Source organism: Flexivirga sp. G2, assembly GCF_055397625.1.
The window spans coordinates 1,779,290-1,800,744 of the sequence record NZ_AP039675.1; the positions used below are offsets into that span (position 1 = coordinate 1,779,290).

19 protein-coding genes and 1 riboswitch are annotated in these 21,455 nt (G+C 68.0%); of the genes, 8 read left to right on the forward strand and 11 right to left on the reverse strand.

What is annotated here, in order from left to right; translation table 11 throughout:
* Nucleotides 1-74: 74 nt before the first annotated feature.
* Together ACZ50J_RS08470 and ACZ50J_RS08475 are read right to left on the reverse strand one after the other, a co-directional pair.
* The gene (locus tag ACZ50J_RS08470) at nt 75-1,499 is read right to left on the reverse strand and encodes an aspartate aminotransferase family protein (protein WP_464300830.1); all 1,425 of its coding nucleotides are present in this window, start codon (nt 1,497-1,499) and stop codon (nt 75-77) included.
* Entirely contained in the window at nt 1,496-1,972 is a 477-nt protein-coding gene (locus ACZ50J_RS08475; RefSeq protein WP_464300831.1) for an Lrp/AsnC family transcriptional regulator, read from the reverse strand. Before ACZ50J_RS08475 ends, ACZ50J_RS08470 begins: the two co-directional genes overlap by 4 nt.
* 88 nt (nt 1,973-2,060) lie before the next feature.
* Here ACZ50J_RS08475 and ACZ50J_RS08480 point away from each other — a divergent pair, with 88 nt between their 5' ends.
* Together ACZ50J_RS08480 and ACZ50J_RS08485 are read left to right on the forward strand one after the other, a co-directional pair.
* Nucleotides 2,061-3,434 carry an L-serine ammonia-lyase gene (locus tag ACZ50J_RS08480; protein ID WP_464300832.1) on the forward strand — a complete coding sequence of 458 codons (1,374 nt, stop codon included), beginning with the start codon at nt 2,061-2,063 and terminating at the stop codon, nt 3,432-3,434.
* Nucleotides 3,435-3,623: 189 nt separating this feature from the next.
* Nucleotides 3,624-5,072 carry a gamma-aminobutyraldehyde dehydrogenase gene (locus tag ACZ50J_RS08485; RefSeq protein ID WP_464300833.1) on the forward strand — a complete coding sequence of 483 codons (1,449 nt, stop codon included), beginning with the start codon at nt 3,624-3,626 and terminating at the stop codon, nt 5,070-5,072.
* Between the two features lie 194 nt (nt 5,073-5,266).
* Here ACZ50J_RS08485 and ACZ50J_RS08490 read toward each other — a convergent pair whose 3' ends face one another.
* Genes ACZ50J_RS08490 through ACZ50J_RS08505 form a run of 4 tightly spaced genes read right to left on the reverse strand, consistent with a single transcriptional unit; the run spans nt 5,267 to nt 7,700 of the window.
* The gene (locus ACZ50J_RS08490; RefSeq protein WP_464300834.1) at nt 5,267-6,298 is read right to left on the reverse strand and encodes a C40 family peptidase; all 1,032 of its coding nucleotides are present in this window, start codon (nt 6,296-6,298) and stop codon (nt 5,267-5,269) included.
* Between the two features lie 51 nt (nt 6,299-6,349).
* Nucleotides 6,350-6,727: a fluoride efflux transporter CrcB gene (gene crcB, locus ACZ50J_RS08495; protein ID WP_464300835.1), complete on the reverse strand. Its 378-nt coding sequence runs from the start codon at nt 6,725-6,727 to the stop codon at nt 6,350-6,352.
* Nucleotides 6,724-7,167 carry a fluoride efflux transporter FluC gene (locus tag ACZ50J_RS08500; RefSeq protein ID WP_464300836.1) on the reverse strand — a complete coding sequence of 148 codons (444 nt, stop codon included), beginning with the start codon at nt 7,165-7,167 and terminating at the stop codon, nt 6,724-6,726. Before ACZ50J_RS08500 ends, crcB begins: the two co-directional genes overlap by 4 nt.
* Nucleotides 7,158-7,700, reverse strand: coding sequence for a universal stress protein (locus ACZ50J_RS08505; protein WP_464300837.1), 543 nt, complete (start codon nt 7,698-7,700; stop codon nt 7,158-7,160). The genes ACZ50J_RS08500 and ACZ50J_RS08505 overlap by 10 nt, the downstream gene beginning before the upstream one ends.
* 50 nt (nt 7,701-7,750) lie before the next feature.
* Nucleotides 7,751-7,823, reverse strand: a riboswitch (Fluoride riboswitch).
* 85 nt (nt 7,824-7,908) lie between these two features.
* Between ACZ50J_RS08505 and lipB the strand changes: the two genes are divergently transcribed.
* From lipB to ACZ50J_RS08520, 3 genes are all read left to right on the forward strand, one after another.
* Entirely contained in the window at nt 7,909-8,544 is a 636-nt protein-coding gene (gene lipB / locus ACZ50J_RS08510; RefSeq protein WP_464300838.1) for a lipoyl(octanoyl) transferase LipB, read from the forward strand.
* Between the two features lie 76 nt (nt 8,545-8,620).
* Entirely contained in the window at nt 8,621-10,990 is a 2,370-nt protein-coding gene (locus ACZ50J_RS08515; protein ID WP_464300839.1) for a GNAT family N-acetyltransferase, read from the forward strand.
* 79 nt (nt 10,991-11,069) lie between these two features.
* A complete protein-coding gene (locus ACZ50J_RS08520; protein WP_464300840.1) occupies nt 11,070-12,230 on the forward strand; it encodes a citrate/2-methylcitrate synthase in 1,161 nt (386 codons plus the stop codon).
* Here the strand turns inward: ACZ50J_RS08520 and ACZ50J_RS08525 are convergent.
* Nucleotides 12,188-13,351: a citrate synthase gene (locus tag ACZ50J_RS08525; RefSeq protein ID WP_464300841.1), complete on the reverse strand. Its 1,164-nt coding sequence runs from the start codon at nt 13,349-13,351 to the stop codon at nt 12,188-12,190. The genes ACZ50J_RS08520 and ACZ50J_RS08525 overlap by 43 nt on opposite strands.
* Before the next feature lie 59 nt (nt 13,352-13,410).
* Nucleotides 13,411-13,992 carry a PPOX class F420-dependent oxidoreductase gene (locus ACZ50J_RS08530; protein WP_464300842.1) on the reverse strand — a complete coding sequence of 194 codons (582 nt, stop codon included), beginning with the start codon at nt 13,990-13,992 and terminating at the stop codon, nt 13,411-13,413.
* A 22-nt stretch (nt 13,993-14,014) separates the two neighbouring features.
* Between ACZ50J_RS08530 and ACZ50J_RS08535 the strand changes: the two genes are divergently transcribed.
* Nucleotides 14,015-15,595 carry a serine/threonine-protein kinase gene (locus tag ACZ50J_RS08535; protein WP_464300843.1) on the forward strand — a complete coding sequence of 527 codons (1,581 nt, stop codon included), beginning with the start codon at nt 14,015-14,017 and terminating at the stop codon, nt 15,593-15,595.
* A 19-nt stretch (nt 15,596-15,614) separates the two neighbouring features.
* Complete coding sequence (locus ACZ50J_RS08540) at nt 15,615-16,670, forward strand: acetamidase/formamidase family protein (protein WP_464300844.1); 1,056 nt, start codon at nt 15,615-15,617, stop codon at nt 16,668-16,670.
* 8 nt (nt 16,671-16,678) lie between these two features.
* On the opposite strand, the gene ACZ50J_RS08545 is transcribed toward ACZ50J_RS08540, so the two are convergent.
* The 3 genes from ACZ50J_RS08545 to lpdA all read right to left on the reverse strand — a co-directional run bounded on the left by ACZ50J_RS08545 (nt 16,679) and on the right by lpdA (nt 21,019).
* Nucleotides 16,679-17,578, reverse strand: coding sequence for a TIGR01777 family oxidoreductase (locus ACZ50J_RS08545; RefSeq protein WP_464300845.1), 900 nt, complete (start codon nt 17,576-17,578; stop codon nt 16,679-16,681).
* A 138-nt stretch (nt 17,579-17,716) separates the two neighbouring features.
* Entirely contained in the window at nt 17,717-19,501 is a 1,785-nt protein-coding gene (gene sucB / locus ACZ50J_RS08550; RefSeq protein WP_464300846.1) for a 2-oxoglutarate dehydrogenase, E2 component, dihydrolipoamide succinyltransferase, read from the reverse strand.
* Between the two features lie 135 nt (nt 19,502-19,636).
* The gene (gene lpdA / locus ACZ50J_RS08555; protein ID WP_464300847.1) at nt 19,637-21,019 is read right to left on the reverse strand and encodes a dihydrolipoyl dehydrogenase; all 1,383 of its coding nucleotides are present in this window, start codon (nt 21,017-21,019) and stop codon (nt 19,637-19,639) included.
* 214 nt (nt 21,020-21,233) lie between these two features.
* Between lpdA and ACZ50J_RS08560 the strand changes: the two genes are divergently transcribed.
* Nucleotides 21,234-21,413 carry a DUF5302 domain-containing protein gene (locus tag ACZ50J_RS08560; protein ID WP_325550863.1) on the forward strand — a complete coding sequence of 60 codons (180 nt, stop codon included), beginning with the start codon at nt 21,234-21,236 and terminating at the stop codon, nt 21,411-21,413.
* Nucleotides 21,414-21,455 lie beyond the last annotated feature (42 nt).

The window sequence follows — 21,455 nt, forward strand, 5'->3', positions numbered from 1 at the left end:
AGCGACGGTCGGATGGGACCGTCACTCGCTGAGGAAGCCGTCACTCGGCGCAGTGTGAGCGGCGGGTGGCCGGATCAGAGCATCGACCACGCCTCGGTGAGCACACCGCGCAGCTTCTGCTCGATCTCGTCGAACTCGGTCTGCCCGATGATCAGCGGCGGGGCGAGCTGCACGACCGGGTCGCCGCGGTCGTCGGCGCGGCAGTAGAGACCCGAGTCGTAGAGCGCCTTGGACAGGAAGCCGCGCAGCATGCGCTCGGCCTCGTCGTCGTTGAACGTCTCGCGGGTCTCCTTGTCCTTGACCAGCTCGATGCCGTAGAAGTAGCCGTCACCGCGGACGTCGCCGACGATCGGCAGGTCGTTCAGCTTCTCCAGCGTGCTGCGGAACTTCGGGGCGTTCTCGTGCACGTGCTGGACCAGGCCCTCCTTCTCGAAGACGTCGAGGTTGGCCATCGCGACCGCGGCGGACACCGGGTGCCCGCCGAAGGTGTAGCCGTGCGGGAAGCTCGTCGTGCCGTGCTTGAACGGCTCGAAGAGCCGGTCGCTGGCGATCATCGCGCCGATGGGGGAGTAGCCCGACGTCATACCCTTCGCGCAGGTGATGATGTCCGGGGTGTAGCCGTAGTCCTTGCACGCGAAGATCTCGCCGATCCGGCCGAACGCGCAGATGGTCTCGTCCGAGACCAGCAGCACGTCGTACTCGTCACAGATCTCGCGGACCCGCTCGAAGTAGCCGGGCGGCGGCGGGAAGCAGCCGCCGGCGTTCTGCACCGGCTCGAGGAAGACGGCGGCGACGGTGTCGGGGCCCTCGAACTCGATCGCCTCGGCGATGCGGTCGGCGGCCCAGCGACCGAAGGCCTTCGGGTCGTCGCGCAGCTCCGGCTGGGCGCGGTAGATGTTGGTGTTGGGCACCTTGAAGGCACCGGGCACCAGCGGCTCGAACATCTCCTTGAGCGGCGGCAGGCCGGTGATCGACAGGGCACCCTGCGGCGTGCCGTGGTAGGCGACCGCGCGGCTGATCACCTTGTGCTTGCCCGGCTTGCCGGTCAGTTTGAAGTAGTGCTTGGCGAGCTTCCACGCGGACTCGACGGCCTCGCCACCACCGGTGGTGAAGAAGACGCGGTTGAGGTCACCCGGTGCGTATGACGCGAGCCGCTCGGCCAGGTCGATGGCCGGACGGTGCGCGTAGGACCAGATCGGGAAGAAGGCCAGCTCCTTGGCCTGGGCGGCGGCCGCCTCGGCCAGCTCGGTGCGGCCGTGGCCGACCTGCACGGTGAACAAGCCGGACAGTCCGTCGAGGTACTTGCGTCCGTGGTCGTCCCAGATGTACGCGCCGTCGCCCTTGACGATGGTCGGTATGGCGGCGCCGAGGCCACCCTGCTCGGTGGGTTCGTAGACCGACTGCCGGGTGAAGTGACCCCACAGGTGGTCACGGGCAGCCTCGCTGCGTGGCGTGCCCGCAGGAGTCAGGTCGTTGGATTCCGTTGTGGGAGTTGTCATCTCGTTCCCCAGTCGTATCGTTGTTTGGCGAGTTTCAGGTAGACGAAGGTCTCGGTCTCGGTGACACCGTCGATGGTGCGGATCTGCGCGGTGAGCAGGTCGAGCAGGTGCTCGTCGTCGACGCAGACGACCTCGACGAGCAGGTCGAACCTGCCGGCGGTCAGCACGACGTAGGCGACCTCGGGCAGCTCGCTCAGGGCCCGCTGCACCGGCTGCATGTCGCCTCGCACGGTCACGCCGATCATCGCCTGGCGATCGAACCCGACCTGCGCGGGATCGGTCACGGCGACGATCTGCAGCACGTCGGAGTCGAGCAGGCGCTGGACGCGCTGGCGCACTGCCGCCTCGGACAGGCCGATCTCGCGGGCGATCGCCGAGTAGGCCACCCGGCCGTCGGTCTGCAGCCGGGAGATGATCGCCTTGGAGACGTCGTCCAGCGTGGCACCCGTCACACTGCGATTAGTCTCGGACACGTCAGCATTTTGACACGGGTTTCGTAGTAGTTCAAGTATTTTCCTACGAATTCCGTCGCAGGTTGCGCGGCATGGCTATGCTTTACCCATGGCGTTGAGCGCATTTGATCTGTATTCCGTGGGGATCGGACCGTCCTCGTCCCACACCGTCGGACCGATGCGCGCCGCGAAGACCTTCGTCGACGGCCTGGTGGCGGACGGGCGGTTGGACTCGGTATGCCGGGTGCGGTCGCAGCTGTTCGGGTCGCTCGGCGCGACCGGGCACGGCCACGGCTCGGACAAGGCCGTCGTCCTCGGCCTCGAGGGTGCGGACCCGGAGACCGTCGACACCGCCACCACCGATGCCCGGATCGAGGACGCACGCACTCGCCATACGTTGTCGTTGAACGGAACTCGGCAGATCGACTGGGACCCCGACGCCGACCTGGTCATGCACCGTCGCAAGTCACTGCCGGCACATCCCAACGGCATGCAGTTCGACGCGTATGACGCGCAGGGCGAGGTCATCTCGTCGCACGTCTACTACTCCGTCGGCGGCGGATTCGTGGTCAACGAAGAGGCCGCCGGAGCCGACCGCGTCGTCCTCGATGACACCCGGGTGGAGCTGCCGTTCACGACCGGCGCCGAGTTGCTTGCCGCCTGCGAACGCGAGGGCTGCTCGGTCTCGGAGTTGATGATGCGCAACGAGCTCGCGTGGCGATCCGCCGACGAGGTCCGCAGCGGCCTGCTGCACCTCTGGTCCGTCATGCGCGACTGCGTGCAGGCCGGCATCGGCCACGAGGGCATCCTGCCCGGCGGGCTGCGGGTGCCGCGCCGCGCGCCGGAGTTGCATCGCGAACTGACCAAGGGCGCGCTGCGCGACGACCCGCTGCGCGTCATGGACTGGGTCAACCTCTATGCGCTGGCGGTCAACGAGGAGAACGCATCCGGCGGCCGGATCGTCACTGCGCCGACCAACGGCGCGGCCGGCATCATCCCGGCGGTGCTGCACTACTACGTCAACTTCGTGCCGGACGCGGACGAAGACGGTGTCGTCCGATTCCTGTTGGCAGCAGCCGCAATCGGGATCCTCTTCAAGGAGAACGCCTCGATCTCCGGTGCCGAGGTCGGCTGTCAGGGTGAGGTCGGATCGGCCTGCGCGATGGCAGCGGGAGGGCTCGCCGAGGTCATGGGCGGCACGCCGGCTCGGGTCGAGAATGCCGCCGAGATCGGCATCGAGCACAACCTCGGGTTGACCTGTGACCCGGTCGGCGGTCTGGTGCAGATCCCGTGCATCGAACGCAACGCGATCGCGAGCGTGAAGGCGATCAACGCCGCGCGCCTCGCGGTCAACGGCACCGGCGTGCACACGGTGAGTCTGGACAAGGCGATCAAGACCATGCGCGACACCGGGCGCGACATGTCGATCAAATACAAGGAAACCGCCCGTGGCGGCCTGGCCGTGAATGTGATCGAGTGCTGACAGGGACGCGAGGATCGCAGCGACGAAGGAGCGAGGACCGGAGCGTGCCGTGGAAGCACGACAGACAGCATCGAGTGCTGACAACACAGAAGCTGGTCGAGTAGGGCGAGCCGCTAGGCGAGTCCGTATCGAGACCCAAGCGCAAAACTCAAGATCCCAGTGCTGACAACACACACAAAGGAGTGTCGTATGACTGACAGCCCGCGCGAGCTGCGCAACTTCATCGGTGGCGAGTATGTCGCTGCCGAGACAGACCGGACGATCGACATCGTCAACCCCTCGACCGCGAAAGTCGTTGCCAAGTCGCCTGTTTCGACGCAGGCGGACGTCGATGCGGCATATACGGCGGCGAGCAAGGGATTCGCCGAGTGGGGTCAGGTGACCCCGGGCGAGCGGCAGCAGGCGCTGCTGAAGTTCGCCGACGCGATCGAGGCGCGGGCGGAGGACTTCATCACGCTCGAGGGTGAGAACACCGGTAAGCCGCACGCTCTGACAGCGAGCGAGGAAGTGCCGGTCATGGTCGACCAGCTGCGCTTCTTCGCCGGTGCGGCCCGGATGCTGGAGGGCAAGGCGGCCGGCGAGTACATGGCCGGTCACACCTCCTTCATCCGTCGTGAGCCGATCGGCGTCGTCGGGCAGGTGACCCCGTGGAACTATCCGATGATGATGGCGATGTGGAAGATCGCCCCGGCGCTGGCCGCCGGCAACGCGGTCGTGCTCAAGCCGAGCGACACCACTCCGGAGACCACGCTGCTGATGGCGGAGCTGGCGTCGGAGTTCCTGCCGACCGGCACGTTCAACGTGATCACGGGTGACCGCGAGACCGGCCGGATGCTGGTGGAGCACCCGACGCCGCAGCTGGTCGCGATCACCGGCTCCATCCGCGCAGGCATCCAGGTCGCCGACTCGGCGGCCAAGGACCTCAAGCGGGTTCACCTCGAGCTCGGCGGCAAGGCACCGGTCATCGTCTTCGACGACGCCGACATCGAGGCGGCGATCGAGGGCATCGGCACCGCCGGCTACTTCAACGCCGGCCAGGACTGCACCGCCGCCACCCGAGTGCTCGCTGCACCCGGCATCCACGACGACTTCGTCGCCGCGCTCGCCGAATTCGCCAAGAACAATGCTGTGCTCGGTATGCCGGACAACGACGACGCGCTGCTCGGTCCGGTCAACAACGCCAACCAGCTGAAGCACGTCACCGGCTTCCTGGACCGGTTGCCCGACAACGCGAACATCGCTGCCGGCGGCCACCGCGCGAGCGGCTTCGGCGACGGGTTCTTCATCGAGCCGACGGTCGTCTCCGGGTTGGAGCAGACCGACGAGGCCATCCAGAACGAGATCTTCGGACCGGTCATCACCGTCCAGCGGTTCACCGACGAGCAGGCCGCGATCGGCTGGGCGAACGACGTGCCCTACGGTCTGGCGTCCTCGGTCTGGACCAAGGACTTCGGGCGCGCGATGCGGGTCTCCAAGGCGCTCGACTTCGGCTGTGTCTGGATCAACACGCACATTCCGCTCGTCGCCGAGATGCCGCACGGCGGCTTCAAGCACAGCGGCTACGGCAAGGACCTGTCGCTCTACGGCTTCGAGGACTACACGCGCGTGAAGCACGTGATGGCCAACATCGAGAGCTGACAGCGTCGCGAGGATCGCAGCGACGGAGGAGCGAGGACCGCAGTGGCGCGCGGAAGCTCGACCGTGAAGATAGAGATCTGACCCGACACTCTCCGCCGAGAGGACACGAGAACAGGCGCGCAATCGTCCGGTTCTCGTGTCCTCTCAGTATGTTTCGTGTCCCCTCGGCACTGGTTGGCGCCGGTGGGTGAGAGTCACAGGAAGCGCCGGGACCCGGCGTACTGATCGGCGTAACGCTGCTCGCCGACCCGCACGATCTCGAGTCGGCTGACAACTCCTGGCGTGTTGTTGGGGGCGTCCGCCTCCCAACCGTCGCCGAGGTAGATCCCCACGTGGTGGATGTACCCGCTGGCGTAGGCGTAGAAGATCAGGTCGCCCGGCTGCATGGCGTCCTCGGGCACCGGGCGCCCGGCGGCGAACTGATCGCCGGCATCGCGCGGAATGGTGATGCCGTGCACGTCATACACGGTGTGTGTGAAGCCCGAGCAGTCGAAGCCCCAGGCGGACGTTCCTGCCCAGACGTAAGGGAGTCCGGCGAAATGCCGTGCAGTGCTTGCCAGGTCGGCAGGTGTCGGCCGGGGAATGTCCGACGGGGAGGTGTAGACCTGCGCGTCGTCGCCCGAGATCCAGGCAGCGCCCCGGTCGGGTGTGAAGACTTTGATCGAGTGGCCGTTCCGCCCGAGCATCGGCAACCTGGTGTCGATCGACAGGCTCATCGAGTGGTGCTTCCGTGCCGGATCGGCATACAAGCCGGTGGTTTTCGCAGTCACCAGCGCGAACGGTCGACCGGTCTTGCCGGCGAAGGCCGGGTTCGTGGTGAGCTGGGCGGCCGTCATCCAACCCGGATATCCCTGGTCGTTGCGCGGGGTCGGTTGCCCGGCGACGGCAACGTGCACCCAGTCGCCGGACCGCTCCAGGACCGTGACGCGCTGGCCGTAGAGCGCTTGCGTCTCCAGTTTGCCCACCAGCCACAGTCGTTGCGCGACCGTCTGATCGTCGGTCCAGCGGCGCGGGTCCACCGGGTTGCCGACGGCCGGTGCGTCGATCGGACGGTCCAGGCCCGGCTCGGTCCACAGCGTGGCCACGGCGACGTCGACGTAGGCGATCTGCGGGGGAGCCGGCTCTGCGGCGGGTGCCGCGTCGGCCGGGCCGGCGGCCACACCCGCGAGGGCGAGCAGACAAACGGCGAGTATGGCGAGAACGGTGGAGCGTCCGTGACTACCCATCGTAAATGTTTACCAGCCCCTACTACAGATCGGCAAGGGTTCACAAGGTCATCAGGCGCAGGCCGTGCCGATCCCCAGGCCGACGAAGGCCGCGAGTAGCGAAATCGCAGCAGTGGCAACGGCATACCGGCTGCTCTCGGCCTTCCCGGTGGTCAACCACAGCCGGGTCGTCTCGACGGACGCCGTGCTGAACGTCGTGAAGCCCCCGCAGAAACCGGTGCCGAGCGCCGCCTTCGCGGTGGGCGACAGCCAGCCGGCGTGGTGCGTTGCCGCGCCGGTGAGGATGCCGAGCACGAATGAGCCGAGCACGTTGATCACGAACGTTCCGACCGGGAACGATCCGCGGACCCGACGCCGGACTTCGGCGTCCACGACGAACCGCGCGACGGCGCCGACGCCGCCGCAGAGCGCAATCAGTAACGTTGTCATGCGTTTTCACCGCCACGCGGTGTGATCGGTCGCGCCGCCCGGATGCCGGCCCATGCGGCGAGTGCGCCGAGCACGACGGAGCCGGCGACGTATCCGACCGCCAGCAGCCACGGGAGTTTCGTGGTCTCCACCATGAAGGTGCTGTATGTCGTGAAGCCGCCGAGGACCCCGGTGCCGAGGCCGAGTCGGGCGAGCCGCCGGCGGCCGACGTCCTCGCCGGTCCGCACCAGTGCCTCGAGCAGGAAGGCGAGCACGAAAGCGCCGATCACGTTGATTGCGAACGTGATCCACGGCCACGAGTGTGGCGGGCGGGAGAACGCGTCCTCCAGCAGGGAGCGTATGCCGGTCCCGCACGCGCCGCCGACGAAGACGGTGCCAAGGAGGAGCGGGTTGCGATGGGCGTGGCGGGTGGTGGTCTGGCGGGTCGACGTCAGTGCCACGGCATACCGTCCGACCAGTCGACGACCTGGATGGGCACCACGATCACCGGGCGGTGCTGATGGTGGGCCAGTCGCACCGAGACCGACTCCCCGAGGAACTCCCGCATCGGATGCTTGCCGAGGCGCGTGCCGACCACGAAACCGGCAGCGTCCACCGCACGGGCGAGATGCGTCAGGGCGCGGTCGGGGCGGCCGGCGAGGTAGTGGAAGTGCCACGGGACCCCGTCGTCGCCGAGCACGTCCCGCAGTTGTTCGGTGAGGTTCTCGGCGGTGACCTGCCACTGCTCGTCGGCATCGTCGGGGTCGATCGGCGCGTGGCGCACGCTGCCGTCCGGATGTTCCTCGACGACGTACCGGGAGCGGTCCGCGAAACCGAAGTGCACCGCCGGCGCACCGACCGCGCGCGCCAGGTTCACTGCTGTCAGGGCGACCAATGGTGGCTGTCCGGGTATGACGCCGACCACGATCGGGTGCGCGTGGAAATCGACGAGGCGATCTGGACTCGGCTGTGGTGGCTGCTGCGGTGCAGTCATCTTCGGCCCTCCGGGTGACGACGGGCAGCACGACCTACCCGTCGAGAATCGACGTGGTAGGAACCATCAGCTCTGTTGCGGTTCGGGCGCTCGGCCCGGGCGGGATCCATCGCCCGCGGTCAGGATAGGCGATCGGGGCCGGTATCGACTACTACGTGGTAACCCCTGCGCCCGATTCGCCGGTCCCGGCGCGGCGTAGCGTGGCGGCATGCGCATCGAACACGTCGGCTTCGACCCGGACTTCGTCGACTACCAGACCGCGTGGGATCTCCAGCGTCAGGTGCACGCTCGCGTGGTCGCCGGTGAGCAGGAGGACACCACCCTGCTGCTGGAGCACGCGCGGGTCTACACCGCCGGCAAGCGCACCGAGCCGCACGAGCGCCCGTTCGACGGAACCCCCGTCATCGACGTCGATCGTGGCGGCAAGATCACCTGGCATGGTCCCGGTCAGCTCACCGGCTATCCCATCGTCCGGCTGCCCGACCCGGTCGACGTGGTCGGACACGTGCGTCGCCTCGAGCAACTGATGATCGATGTGTGCGCCGACCTCGGACTGGAGACCATCCGCGTCGAGGGGCGTAGTGGTGTGTGGCTCCCGGCGGAAGGCGTCAAGCCCGAACGCAAGCTCGGCCAGATCGGCATCCGGGTCAGTCGCGACGTCACGATGCACGGTTTCGCGCTCAACTGCGACTGCGATCTCTCCTGGGCGAATGTCATTGTGCCGTGCGGCATCCCGGACGCCGGCATCACGTCGCTGACGGAAGAGCTCAGCCGCGACGTGAGCGTCGCGGAGGTCCTGCCGTTCATCGAGAAGCGCCTGCCGGACATTCTGGCCACTCGCTGATCGCGTCGCCCGGGCGTGCGCGTGCGCACGCCGTATGCTGTGGTGCGCCCAGACTCACCCCACGAAAGCCAGATTTGTGACCCTGACCGTTCGTGCCTGCACCGCTTCCGAATTCCTCGACACGGTCCACCGGGCCGGTAGGACCGTCCCCGTCGAGCAATCCCCTGAATGGGCGCAATACGACTCCGTGCTGCCCGGCCGGGAGCACTGGCGGTACCTGGTCGTGAACGACGGCGACACGCCGATGGCCGCGCTCAGCCTGACGTCCTTCGCCGGACGGTTCCTCGAGCAGTTGTGGGCCAAGCACGGGCCGATCTGGCTGGACGACGACCGCAGCGCCGTGCGCGAGCGCGAGTTGCGTGATGCCCTGGCGTCATACATCCGAGCGGAGCGGCCGAACGCCGCGGTGCTGCGGCTGCACACCGTCCACCCCGGCGCGGATCTGACCGACCCGCTGATCGCGATCTTCTACGACCGCACGATCGTCCTGGACCTGACCAAGGACGAGGACCAGCTGCTGTCCGAGATGTCGCAGAGCGGTCGGCGCAACATCCGCAAGGCGATGAAGAACGAGGACCTCGTCTTCACCGACGACACGGCGATCAGTGAGCAGGAGTTCACCGACGTCATCTATCCGATCTTCGAGGAGACCGGTCGACGTGGCGATTTCGTGCTGCGACCGCCGGCCTTCTACTACGAGATGCTGCGGCAGCTCGGACCCGAGGTGTGCCGGCTCTACACCGTGCGGCACCACGGCAAGGTCGTCTCCTGGGCGCTCGTCACCGTGTATGACGGCGAGGTCGACTACTACTTCGCAGCGTCGTCCTCGGAGGCGCGCAAGCTGCTCGCGGCATACCTGATGGCGTGGGGCACGATGCGTGCGACCAAGGCCGAGGGTGCGACCTTCTTCGACTTCCTGGGTTGCGGTTCGGACCGTTCGCCTTACCTGGACACGCTCAACGAATTCAAGTTGGCGTTCGCCAAGAAGGGCATGATCGACGCCCCCGGCCCGTGGGATCTCGTGCTCCGGCCGAACGTCCTGCGTGCCTATCACGCACAGCGCAAGGCGATCGCCGGTGTCGGCCGTGCCAAACAGACCGCGCGAGCGATCGTCGGGGGAGTGCCTCGGTCGAAGTCCGATGCGGTCGACCTGGCCGACACCGCAGCCAGCAAGCTCGCCGGCGCCGTGACCCGCGCGCCGCAGCCGCCGACGACGGCGCCGAAGGTGTTGCCGGTCGTGCTCGACTTCACGCTGTCCGGCTACGCGCTGGCGCGTGCCTTCCACGAGCGCTACGGCCTGACCAGTGTCGCGGTCGTGCCGTTCACCACGGGTGCCATCGCGGACTCCTCGATCATCCCCGAGGTGCGCGAGGTCGGCCCCGACAGCGTGCACAATTACGACCTGATCCTGCGCGAGATCCGCAAGCTTGCGACCGAAAACCCTGAGCTGACAATCATTCCGCTCACCAACCACGACGGCATCGTGCAGGCGCTGTCCGCAAAGCGGGCCACCCTGGGCAAGAACGTCGTCGTGCCGCACGAGTCGCCCGAGATGTTGCGACGGGTCTCGAACAAGCAGGACTTCAACGAGCTGTGTGCAGCCGCCGGCGTGCCGACACCGCGCACAGCGGTGCTTGACTTCGCGGGGGGTCGCCCCGGCGCCGACGACCTCGATCTGCCCTGGCCGCTGATCGTCAAGCCTGCCGACTCGGGTCACTTCGCGGCCCTGCGTATGCCGGGCAAGAAGAAGCTCTACCAGGTCGCCGATCGACGTCAATTGGACGAGCTGCTCGACCAGCTGCAGGCCGCGGGCTATGACGGACAGCTCCTTGCGCAGGAGTTCATCCCCGGCACCGACCTGCTCTCGATCACGCTCTACCGGGCACACGACGGCCGCATCACCCTGGCGCGTGCGTCCGAGGTGTTGATGCAGGACCCACGCCCGGCATACCTCGGGATCCCGGACGTGCAGGTCGTGGCGCCGATGGCGGACGCGATCGAGCTCGGCTCGCGCGTCCTGGCCGAGGCCGACTACCACGGCTTCGCCAACCTGGATGCGATCCGCGACCCGCGCGACGGCAAGGTCGTCTTCTTCGAGATCAACCCGCGCTACGGCCGCAACTGTTACTACGCGACCGCGTCAGGAGCGAACATCGCTGAGCAGGTGGTCGCGGATCTGATCGACGAAAAGCCTGTGGTTGCAGCCGATCTCGAGGGAGAGCTGCTCTACACCACCTTGCCGGTGAAGTTCGTCGAGCAGAAGGTCGGCAGGTCAGCGGCACAACGTGTGCGTGACATCGCAGCTGCCGGTCGGGTCGCCGACCCGCTGCTGTATGCCGGTGAGCGCAACCCGAAGCACCGCGCCTACGCCAAGCTCGCAGCGCTGCATCACCGGAAGGCATACCAGGGGCAGTCCATCACGCTCAACGTCGAGGACGTCTCCTGACCGGAACGCCCGGCCGACCGGCCCAATGTCGACACGATCAACATTGACCGTGGCCGGACCGTGAACGGACGCTGGCACCATGAGCAGCTCAACGACGACAGCACCCATGGTGGCTCCGCCCGGCCTTGCCGGCGTGATCGTCGCCGACACGACGATCGGTGACGTTCGTGGCGGCGAAGGCTTCTTCCACTATCGGCAGTACGACGCGACGCAACTGGCCAGGCAGCGCTCGTTCGAAGAGGTCTGGCATCTGCTGATCCGCGGATTCCTGCCGGACACAACACAATTGGCGGACTGGCGCGAACTCATCGCGGATGCTGCAAGCGTCCCGGAGCAGCTGGCCGTCCCGCTGCTCGAAGTCATGCGTGCATCGGCGGGGACCGAGCCGCTGGTGACGTTGCGGACCGCCCTCTCGGCATACGGCTCGCTGGTGGAGGACCACCCACTGTGGGACAGCGACGAGTCCGCCAAGGAGACCGCCGCCATACGGAGCGCGGCGGTGGTGCCGTGGCTGGTGAGTGCGGCGAACGCACTCGCTCGCGGGCAGGAGCCGCGACGATCACGACCCGACTTCGGCCACGTCGGCAACTACCTGTGGCTGGTGACCGGGACCGAGCCGTCGACCGAGCACGTCGCGGCGCTGACGAGATACCTGATCCTGACCATCGACCATGGCTTCAACAACTCGACGTTCACCGCTCGCACGGTGGCATCGACCGGCGCCGACCTCACGGCATGCCTGGTGGCCGGCATCGGCTCGTTGTCCGGACCGCTGCACGGCGGAGCGCCCAGCCGCGCGCTCGACGCGCTCGACGAGATCGGCACCGCGGAGCGCGCCGCGCCATGGGCGCGCGAGCAACTGGCGGTGGGGAATCGGGTCATGGGCTTCGGCCACGCGGTCTACCGGGGGATCGATCCGCGCTCAGAACTGTTGAAGGAGACGGCAGTCGGGCTCGGCGGTCCGACGGCCGAGCTCGCGGTGCGTGTCGAGGACGAGGTGGTGCGCGTGCTGTCGGAGGCGAAACCGGACCGGGTGCTGCGGGCGAACGTCGAGTACTACGCAGGCGTGGTCATGCAGGCCTGCGGCATACCTCGGGAGATGTTCACGCCGACGTTCGCGTGCAGCCGGGTCGTCGGCTGGACGGCCCACGTGCTGGAGCAGAGTCGCGATCGCAAGATCGTGCGTCCGTCCTCGCGTTACACCGGGCCGGAGGTCGAGCGCGGACCCTCACCGGTGTAGCTCGCACGCGGCCGGAACCGCAACGGATGGCCCTGCTCCTCGATGCCGTGCGCGACGAACCCGGCCAGCCGGGCGACGGTGAAGATCACCTCGCCGGTATGACGGGGCAGTCCGCAGGACAGGCTGAGCGCGGCCAACCCGAGGTCCACATTCGGCGCGAGGCCGGACCGGCGGCGCGTCTGCAGGGTGAGGTCGTCCACGGCTGTCGCGGTCCGATCGTCAAGCAACGCAACGCGATCGAGGAGGACTGTCGCTCGTGGGTCGGTGTCGGCATACACGGAATGACCGAAGCCGGGGATGGGCTCCGCAGCCGTCCCCGGCCGGCCGTCGATGGCGTCGCGGAGCGCGTCGTAGGCCGCCGCCGAGGCACTGCCGTGTCGGGCGCCACCGAGTGCTGCGACGCCGGCCGTCAGCACGGCGTAGGGGTCTGCGGCCGTGCTCGCGGCCGCACGTGCTGCGAGTGTGGACGTCGCGAGCTCGTGATCGGCGAGCAGACCGAGCGCGATGTCGACCTCCGTCGCCACCTGCGCGCGAGTGCTGTCGGTGGCGACGCCGGCGACGACGAGCTGGGCGACCCGGCCGGTGGTGCGCGCGCCGTTGGCCGCGGCCAGTGCACTACTCGCCGCGCGTATCGCGCGACGCCCGGCTTGGCGAAAATGCCCGGGGGAGAGGGACTCTCGTGCTGTGTCGGTCACCGCGGCCTGGCCGATCGCCCACAGGATCACGTCGCGATGAGTCAGCGCTCGCGACGGCCCCGCAAGGCGGATGTCCGGCCACTCGGCTTCGTCATTCGTGCCGTCCCAGACGATCTCCGCAACCGCTTCGAACGGCTCGGTCGTCGCGAGCTCGGCGACGTCGAGGCCGCGGTAGAGCAGCACACCCGACGGCTCGATGCGGGTGACCGCCGAGTCGATGGTGAGCTCGAAGTGCCCGCGACGAGGGCGCTGTCGCGCATCGGCCATCTGCGCGATATCGGCGCGGTGGAAGACGGTGCCGTCGTGCCGGCTGCGTGCTGGGTCAGCGGGGCGGAGCACACCACGGCTGACATACGAATAGATCGTGGTGACACGGACGCCCAGCAGGTCGGCGGCCTGTGCCGTCGTGATCAGCTCGCGGTCCATGGAGTCACGGTAGCGAGCAACTTTCCCTGCGCTCCGGCCGACGTCAATCCTGGCGGCCGTCAGTCCTGGTCGAGCACCGCGCCATACAAGCGCGTGACATGGAGGCGGATGACGACCCGCCGTTCTTCGACCATGCTGACGAAGAACGCGTTCTTGTCCGCCGGTCGCATCTGCTCGGGCAGCATCTCCCAGATTTCATGGCCGACCGCGTCTCCTGCCTCACGACTGATGTCAGACACTTCTGCAGTACCCTCGGCGACCGCGAAGGACCAGACGTCCGGCCCCGGGACGTGCAGCGCCGCGTGCGGGTCATGTCGAACATGCTTCACCTTGATCCGATCGGCGGTGGTGAAGAACCGCACAGTCCTTTCTGCCGGATCCCACCCGTAGATCATGGTCGTCAGGTGCGGCGAACCGTTGCGCTTGACCGTCGCGAGAGTGCCGAACGTATTGCCGCTCAGCAGGTCCGACAACGCTTCGTCGGAGAGCTTGCGTGGGGGTGGTCCGGATGCCATACCTGTCCGAACGGTGTTGTCCGGTTGCGATATTCCCTGCGCCGTGCGGCATTCGACTCGTGCGCGGTATGGCGACTGGGTCACCGATCGCTCGGAGCCTGTGGACAACTTCTGCGGCGAGGACATCGATCGTGTCACCGTGCTGTGCGTGGACACAGGACCGGAGGACTCGCCGCGTCGCCCCGAGCTGCCGGGGTATGACGTGCTCGATCTGCTTGGACGCGGCGCGACCGGCGCGGTCTGGGCGGTGCGCGACTCCGACGGGGTCCGCCTGGCGGCGAAGATCGTCGACGCCGACCTCGAACAGCTCGACTACGAGCTGAGCGTGCTGGAGTCGCTCCGGCACGATCACGTCGTGCGTCTGCAGGAGGTCGTCGCGGATCTGTCGACGGACCCCGTGGGCACGGCGCTGGTCATGCAACTTGCGGAGGGTGGTTCGCTCGCCGACACGCTCGCGCGGCGTGGTGTGCTGACTCCGGGGGAGTTGGTGACGGTGCTCTGTCCGGTCGCCCGGGCGTTGCACGACCTGCACGGCATGGGCCTGGTGCACGGAGATCTCAGCCCGGGCAACGTGTTGTTGACCGCCGACGGCAGGCCGCTGATCGCCGACCTCGGTATGTCGCGGCTGGCCGGACATACCGGAGACGAGGTCTGGGCGACCGAATCATGGGCGGCACCAGAGGTCTTGGCGGGTGGCGGCCCGGTCCCGGCGTCGGACGTCTACTCGCTGGGAGCGATCGCCTGGCGTGCGCTGACCGGTGTCGCTCCGGAGCCGGCGGCACTGCGGCCCGACCTCGCGGAGCTGGCACCGGAGATCACCGACGAGTTGCGTGATCTGGTGAATGCCGCTCTGGCGCATACTGATTCGGCGCGGCCGCTGCCGGGGGAGTTCGCCATCGCGCTGTGGCAGTGCGCCACTCCCGAACCGGCACCGGTCCAGGGGTCGCCGGCTCGTCGCGCGGCCGCCGCGGAACCGCCCGGTAATGAGGCGGACGCCCTCACCCGCCGGATCCGCGCGCAGGCGGCGTCCGACGGCCGCCATCGTGCTGCCGAGCCTGCCGACTCCGGCAAGCGGGTGTCGACGCGAGCACGGTGGATGCTGGCGGGTGCCGCGGTGGTCGGCGGTGCTCTCGCGCTCGGTGTCACCGGCTTCGGCTCCGGTGCGTCCACCGATCCGGCGCAGGCCGCCGAGCACAGTGGGTCGCGGACTCCGAGCAGTCCGGGTGGGTCGACAGGATCGGCGCCTTCGACGTCCACGTCGCCCTCGAAGCGATCGAAGACATCGAAGACACCGAAACCGACGACCGGGACATCGACGAAGGCCACTCGGCCGACGCAGGAACTCGGAGCTCACCCGGTGCACGTCGTGCAACACCTCGCAGCAGCGCGCGCCGCAGCATGGACGAGCGGCGACCGCGACCGACTCGAGGCCGCCGAGCTGGCCGGGTCCCCGGCATACCGACAAGACAGCAAGGACCTGCACACCGCGGCCGCCGGGAAGGTCCGCTACGACGGCCTGCAGTTCACGGTCCGCTCCGCACAGGTCCAGCAGGGCACCGGCGACATCGTCCACGTCACCGCCGTGATCGACCGCTCCGCGTATGACGTCGTGACCGCCGCAGGGCAACGCAGTGTGCCCGCGGCAGCGGGTCAGCGGACGGACCTGTCGGTGCAGTGGACCGAATCCGGTTGGCGAGTGGTGGATTGGGCTGAAGCGACCGCCGACTGACTGATCCGGCATACAGTCGATGTCGAGCACGATCACCGCATCGGCACGTCTGGAGGCACACATGCAGGTCGTCCGTCACGAGGTCGACAAGGATGCAGACCCGGAGGGGCTCGTCTACACCTTCGGCGGTGCGGAAGCCGTTGCGACCATCCGTCCCGGGACGGTCGTGTCCACCTGGACGGCCGACTGCTACGGCGGCCGGGTCCGCAGCGAGAGCGACATGGCGTCGCAGGTCATGGACACTCGCTTCATCAACCCCCAGACCGGGCCCTTCCACGTCGAGGGCGCCGAGCCGGGCGACACGATCGCGGTGCACTTCTGCTCGATCACACCTAGTGTCGATTTCGGTGTCTCCACCACGATCCCGCTCTTCGGGGCGCTGACCGCGACCCCCTACACGGCGCTGTTGCATGATCCGCTGCCGGAGCGCACCTGGATCTACGATCTGGACGTCGCAGCCCGACTGGTGCGTTACAACGCGTTGGACTCCGACCTCACCATCGACCTGCCGATGGAGCCGATGCACGGCACCGTCGGGGTCGCACCGCCGTTGGGTGAGGTACGTTCCGCGCTCACCCCGGGGTCGTGGGGCGGCAATATGGACACGCCTGAAATGCGAGCTGGCACAACGTGTTACCTCGGGGTCAACGTGCCCGGAGCGTTGCTCAGCCTCGGCGACGGCCACGCCCGCCAGGGTGAGGGCGAGACGTGTGGGGTCGCCGTCGAGACGGCGATGGACACGACGTTCGCGGTCGAGCTGATCAAGGGCGTCCCGACACCGTGGCCGCGCCTCGAGGACGACACACACATCATGTCCACCGGTTCGACACGGCCGTTGGAGGACGCCTTCCGGATCAGCCACGCCGACCTGGTCCACTGGATCTCGGGAGGCCTCGGGTTGTCGCCGATGGACGCCTACCAGCTGGTCTCGCAGACGGCGCTCACTCCTGTCGCGAACGTCTGCGACGAGAACTACACCGTCGTCGGCAAGGTTGCGAAGTCACACCTGCCGGGCTTCACCGCGTATGCCGGAGTGCACGACCGGTTGCGCGCCATCGCTGCGTCGATCGGCTGAGCTACCGATCAGGAGAGCCCTGCGGCATACCGCATGGCATCGTCGATGTCCGTGTGAGTCCAGTCGAAACCACTGTCCTGCAAGGCCGTTGGCGCCATACGAGTGCTGGCGAGGACGTCACCGGCGAGTTCGCCGAGGACCACCTTCAGTGCTGGTGATGGTGCGGGCAGGAACGACGGTCGGTGCAGCGCACGACCGAGCGCGTGCATGGCGTCGCGCTGCCGCACCGCCGACGCCACCGGCACCGCGAGGTTGACCGGTCCGGTGATCTCGGCGTGGTCGAGGAGATGGACGAGGGCGCGCACCTCGTCGACCAGCGAGATCCACGACCACCATTGGCGGCCGTTCCCCAACGGCCCGGCGAGTCCGAGCTTGGCCAGCGGCAGCACGCGGTCCATCAGCCCGCCGTCAGGGGACAGCACCAACCCGGTGCGAGCGAATGCGACCGGCAGGCCGGCCGCCGACGCCGGCGTGGTGGCCGCCTCCCACGCCTGGACCAGATCCACCAGGAAGCCGGTGCCCGGCGCCGACTCCTCGTCGACGGTCTCCTCGCCGCGGTCGCCGTAGTAGCCCATCGCCGAACCGTTCACCAACCGCACCGGCTCGCCGAGCCGGACGAGCGCGTCGACGATCGTGCTGGTGCTGTCGACCCGCGAGTCCACCAGGGTGCGTTTGTATGCCGCAGTCCACCGTTTGTCGCCGATGCCGGCGCCGGCGAGATTCACGACCGCCGAAACGCCCTGCAGCGCAGCAGGATCCAGCTCACCGCCGGCCGGATCCCACGAGACTTCATCCGCGGTCGAAGCAGCACGGCGTACCAGCCGGATCACCTCGTCACCGCGCTGTGTCAAGGCATCGCGCAGTGCCGTGCCGATCAATCCCGATGATCCTGCGATGGCGATGCGCATGAGCTGCTCCTGACGATCGACGGATTCTCCGGTGCGGTTGCCCGGACCTACAAAAATGACCCGAGTGGTCACCTACGTGCAAGTAGACCGCGTCTACCAGTCGGTAAGTGACCACTCGGGTCGGTTGCTGTTGCGAAGTCAGACCTCGAAAGCACCCTCTTCGAGGCGTTCCTTCATCGCGACCAGGAAGCGGGCGGCGTCCGCACCGTCCACGATCCGGTGGTCGTAGGACAGGGCCAGGTAGACCATCGACCGGATCGCGATCGTCTCGCCGCCGTCGGCATCGGTGACGACGACGGGCCGCTTGACGACCGTGCCGGTTCCGAGGATTCCGACCTGCGGCTGATTGATGATCGGGGTGTCGAAGAGCGCGCCACGGCTGCCGGTGTTGGTCAGCGTGAAGGTACCGCCGCCCAACTCGTCCGGCGTCACCTTGTTGGTGCGGGTGCGCTCGGCCAGGTCCGCGATCTTGCGGGACAGCCCGGCGATGTTCAGGTCACCCGCGTCGCGAATGACCGGCACCATCAGGCCACGATCGGTGTCGACGGCGATGCCGAGGTTCTCCTGCGGGTGGTAGACGATCGAGTCGCCCTCGACACTGGCGTTCACCTGCGGGTAGGCCTTCAGCGCCTCCACCGCGGCCAGCGCGAAGAACGGCATGAAGCTGAGCTTGACGCCCTCGCGCTGCTCGAACGCCGCCTTGCTGCGTGCCCGGAGGCGAGCAACCTTGGTCACGTCGACCTCGACCACCGTGGTCAGTTGCGCCGACACCTGCAGCGACTCGACCATGCGCGACGCGATGAGCTTGCGCATACGGGTCATCTTCTCGGTGGTGCCGCGCTTGGCCGAAATCTCCGGCACCGCAGTCGGTTTCGCCGAACCCGAAGCTGCCGGCGCAGGCGCTGCGGCGGGTGCCGCTGCTGCGGGCTTCGGCTCGGCCGGCTTCGCCGCGTCGAGCACGTCCTGCTTGCGGATGCGGCCGCCGACGCCGGTCCCGGTGACCGTCGCCAGGTCGACGCCGTTCTCGGCGGCGAGCTTGCGCACCAGCGGTGTGACGTAGGACGCCGGCTCGCGGTCGCCGGAACCACCGGACGCCGCAGGTGCTGCTGCAGGTGTTGCGGCCGGTGCGGGTGCAGCCGCCGGAGCCGGAGCAGCCGGCGCCGGGGCGGGAGCCGGAGCAGCAGGCGCCGCCTGCGCGGCGGGCTCGGGCTGGGCCGGAGCCTCTTCCTTCGCGGGAGCGGCGGGCTGCTCGGCGGGCTTCTCGGCAGCGGGTGCCGAACCGCCGGACGACTCGCCGCCGACGACGGCCAGGTCGGCGCCGACCGGAACGGTCTCGTCCTCCTGCACCAGGATCTTGGTCAGCTTCCCGGCCACCGGAGACGGCACCTCGGTGTCGACCTTGTCGGTGGAGACCTCGAGCAGCGGCTCGTCGACCTCGACGTCGTCGCCCTCGGCCTTCAGCCAGCGGGTGATGGTGCCCTCGGTGACGGACTCGCCGAGTGCGGGCATGGTGATCTTCTCGCCGCCGGTGACCTCGCCTCCGGAGGCCGCGGGCGCATCGTTGGACGCAGGCTGCGCGGCGGGCTCCGGGGTTGCCTCGGCAGCCGGTGCCTCTGCGGCGGGCGCGGGCTCCTGCGCCGGCGCGGCCGTGGCCTGGTCGCCGGAGCCGGAGTCCTTCGCCGGGGCGCCGTCACCGATCACCGCGAGGTCCGCGCCGACAGGGACGGTCTCGTCCTCCTCGACCAGCACCTCTTGCAGTGTGCCGGCGACGGGGGAGGGGATCTCGGTGTCGACCTTGTCGGTCGAGACCTCGAGCAGCGGCTCGTCGACCGCGACCTCCTCGCCGACCTCCTTGAGCCATCGAGTCACGGTGCCCTCTGTCACCGACTCGCCGAGTGCGGGCATTGTCACGCGTTCAGACATGGGCTCAAGTCTCCTAGATCTTGGGGCTGGTGTGCAGTGACGCTCATTCTGCGTTGGCGGTGCGAGTCGCAAGCTCCCTGCAACGCCGACGCATCCTGAGCCTCCTGTGCTTGTTCAGATTTAACTGCAGTTTTCTCACGCATGGGCGTGCAGAGGTTTGCCGGCGAGGGCCAGGTGGGCCTCGCCGAGTGCTTCGTTCTGGGTCGGGTGCGCGTGGATCATCGAGGCGACATCGTCGGGCAGGGCCTCCCAACCGACGATGAGCTGTGCCTCGCCGACCTGCTCACCCATCCGCGCACCGATCATGTGGACGCCGACGACCGCGCCGGTGTCGCCGGCGCGGACGACCTTGACGAAGCCCTGGGTCCGCAGGATCTGGCTCTTGCCGTTGCTGCCCAGGTTGGCCTCGTAACTCGTGGTCGCATCTCCGTGCTTCTCGCGCGCGGCGGCTTCGGTGAGACCGACCGATGCGATCTCCGGATCGCAGTAAGTGACGCGCGGTATGCCGCTCTCCTCGATCGGCGTGGGCTCCTTGCCGGCGATGTCCTCCGCCACGAAGATGCCCTGCGCGAATCCGCGGTGTGCCAGCTGCAGGCCGGGCACGATGTCGCCGACGGCGTAGACACCGGGCACGCCGGTCCGGCAGCGCTCGTCGGTGCTGACGAAGCCCCGGTCGAGAGTGATGCCGGCCTCGGCATACCCGAGATCGTCGGTGACCGGTCCGCGGCCGACAGCGACCAGCAGCAGGTCGGCGGTGAGCGTGTCGCCGGACTCCAGCGTCACCGTCACCTCATCACCCTGCTGCGTGGCGGAGGTGAGCTTGGCTCCGGTGACGGCCTTGATCTTGCGCTTCTTGAAAGCACGCTCCAGCTGCTTGGAGATCGCCTCGTCCTCGGCCGCGACGAGCCGGGGGAGCGCCTCCACGATGGTCACATCGGAGCCGAAAGAGTTGAAGACAGAGGCGAATTCGACGCCGATGACGCCGCCGCCGAGGACGATGACACGCGGCGGGACGTGGTCGAGACCGAGTGCCTGGTCGCTGGTCATGATGCGACCGCCGATCTCGACGTTCGGCAGAGTCTTGGCGTAGGAGCCGGTGGCCAGCACGACGTTCTTGCCGGTCAGCACCCGGTCGCCGACCGTGACGGTGTTCGGGGAGCTGAGTCGCCCGGTGCCCTCGACGTAGGTGATGTCGTGCGACTTCACCAGTCCTTGCAGCCCCTTGTGGAGCCGGCCGATGACGCTGTCCTTGTAGGCGTGCACTCCGGCCATGTCGACGGACTCGAACGTCGTGTTGACCCCGAACTTCGACCCCTCGCGTGCACTGTCGGCGACTTCGGCCGCGTGCAGCAGTGCCTTCGTCGGGATGCAGCCGCGGTGCAGGCAGGTGCCCCCGACCTTGTCCTTCTCGACCAGCGCGACGCGCAGTCCGAGTTCGGCGGCGCGGAAGGCGCAGGCGTATCCGCCGCTACCGCCACCGAGGATCACCAGGTCGAAGTTGTCGGCGGGTGCCGTCATACTCGGAACGCTCCCTTGCGTCTCGCGATGAATGTCGGTGACACCCAAGCGGAAGCGAAGGCGTCCTCGCCATTTTGGCACTTGCCGACTCGTCACCCGGCAGCGGTATGTCGAGAGAGTCGCGACGACCCGATTATCCGGTGGCGACCGGTCGCCCCACGTGCCAGAGTGGTGCCTTCGAGCCGTGCTGCATCAACTGCGAGGAGGCCTTTCCATGACCGACAAGCAAGGACCGAGCGACGAGGTCAAGCGCAAGTTCCGCGAGGCGCTGGACAAGAAGCACGCGCACGGCGGCACCGACGTCTCGGACAAGTCGGCGCACACGAAGGTCAACGGCGCACACGACGCCGAGACCAGTGGCGCACAGCAGATGTTCCGACGCAAGTCCGGATGATCGAAAACCCGCACCAACAAAGGGAACCCCGCACCGATCGGT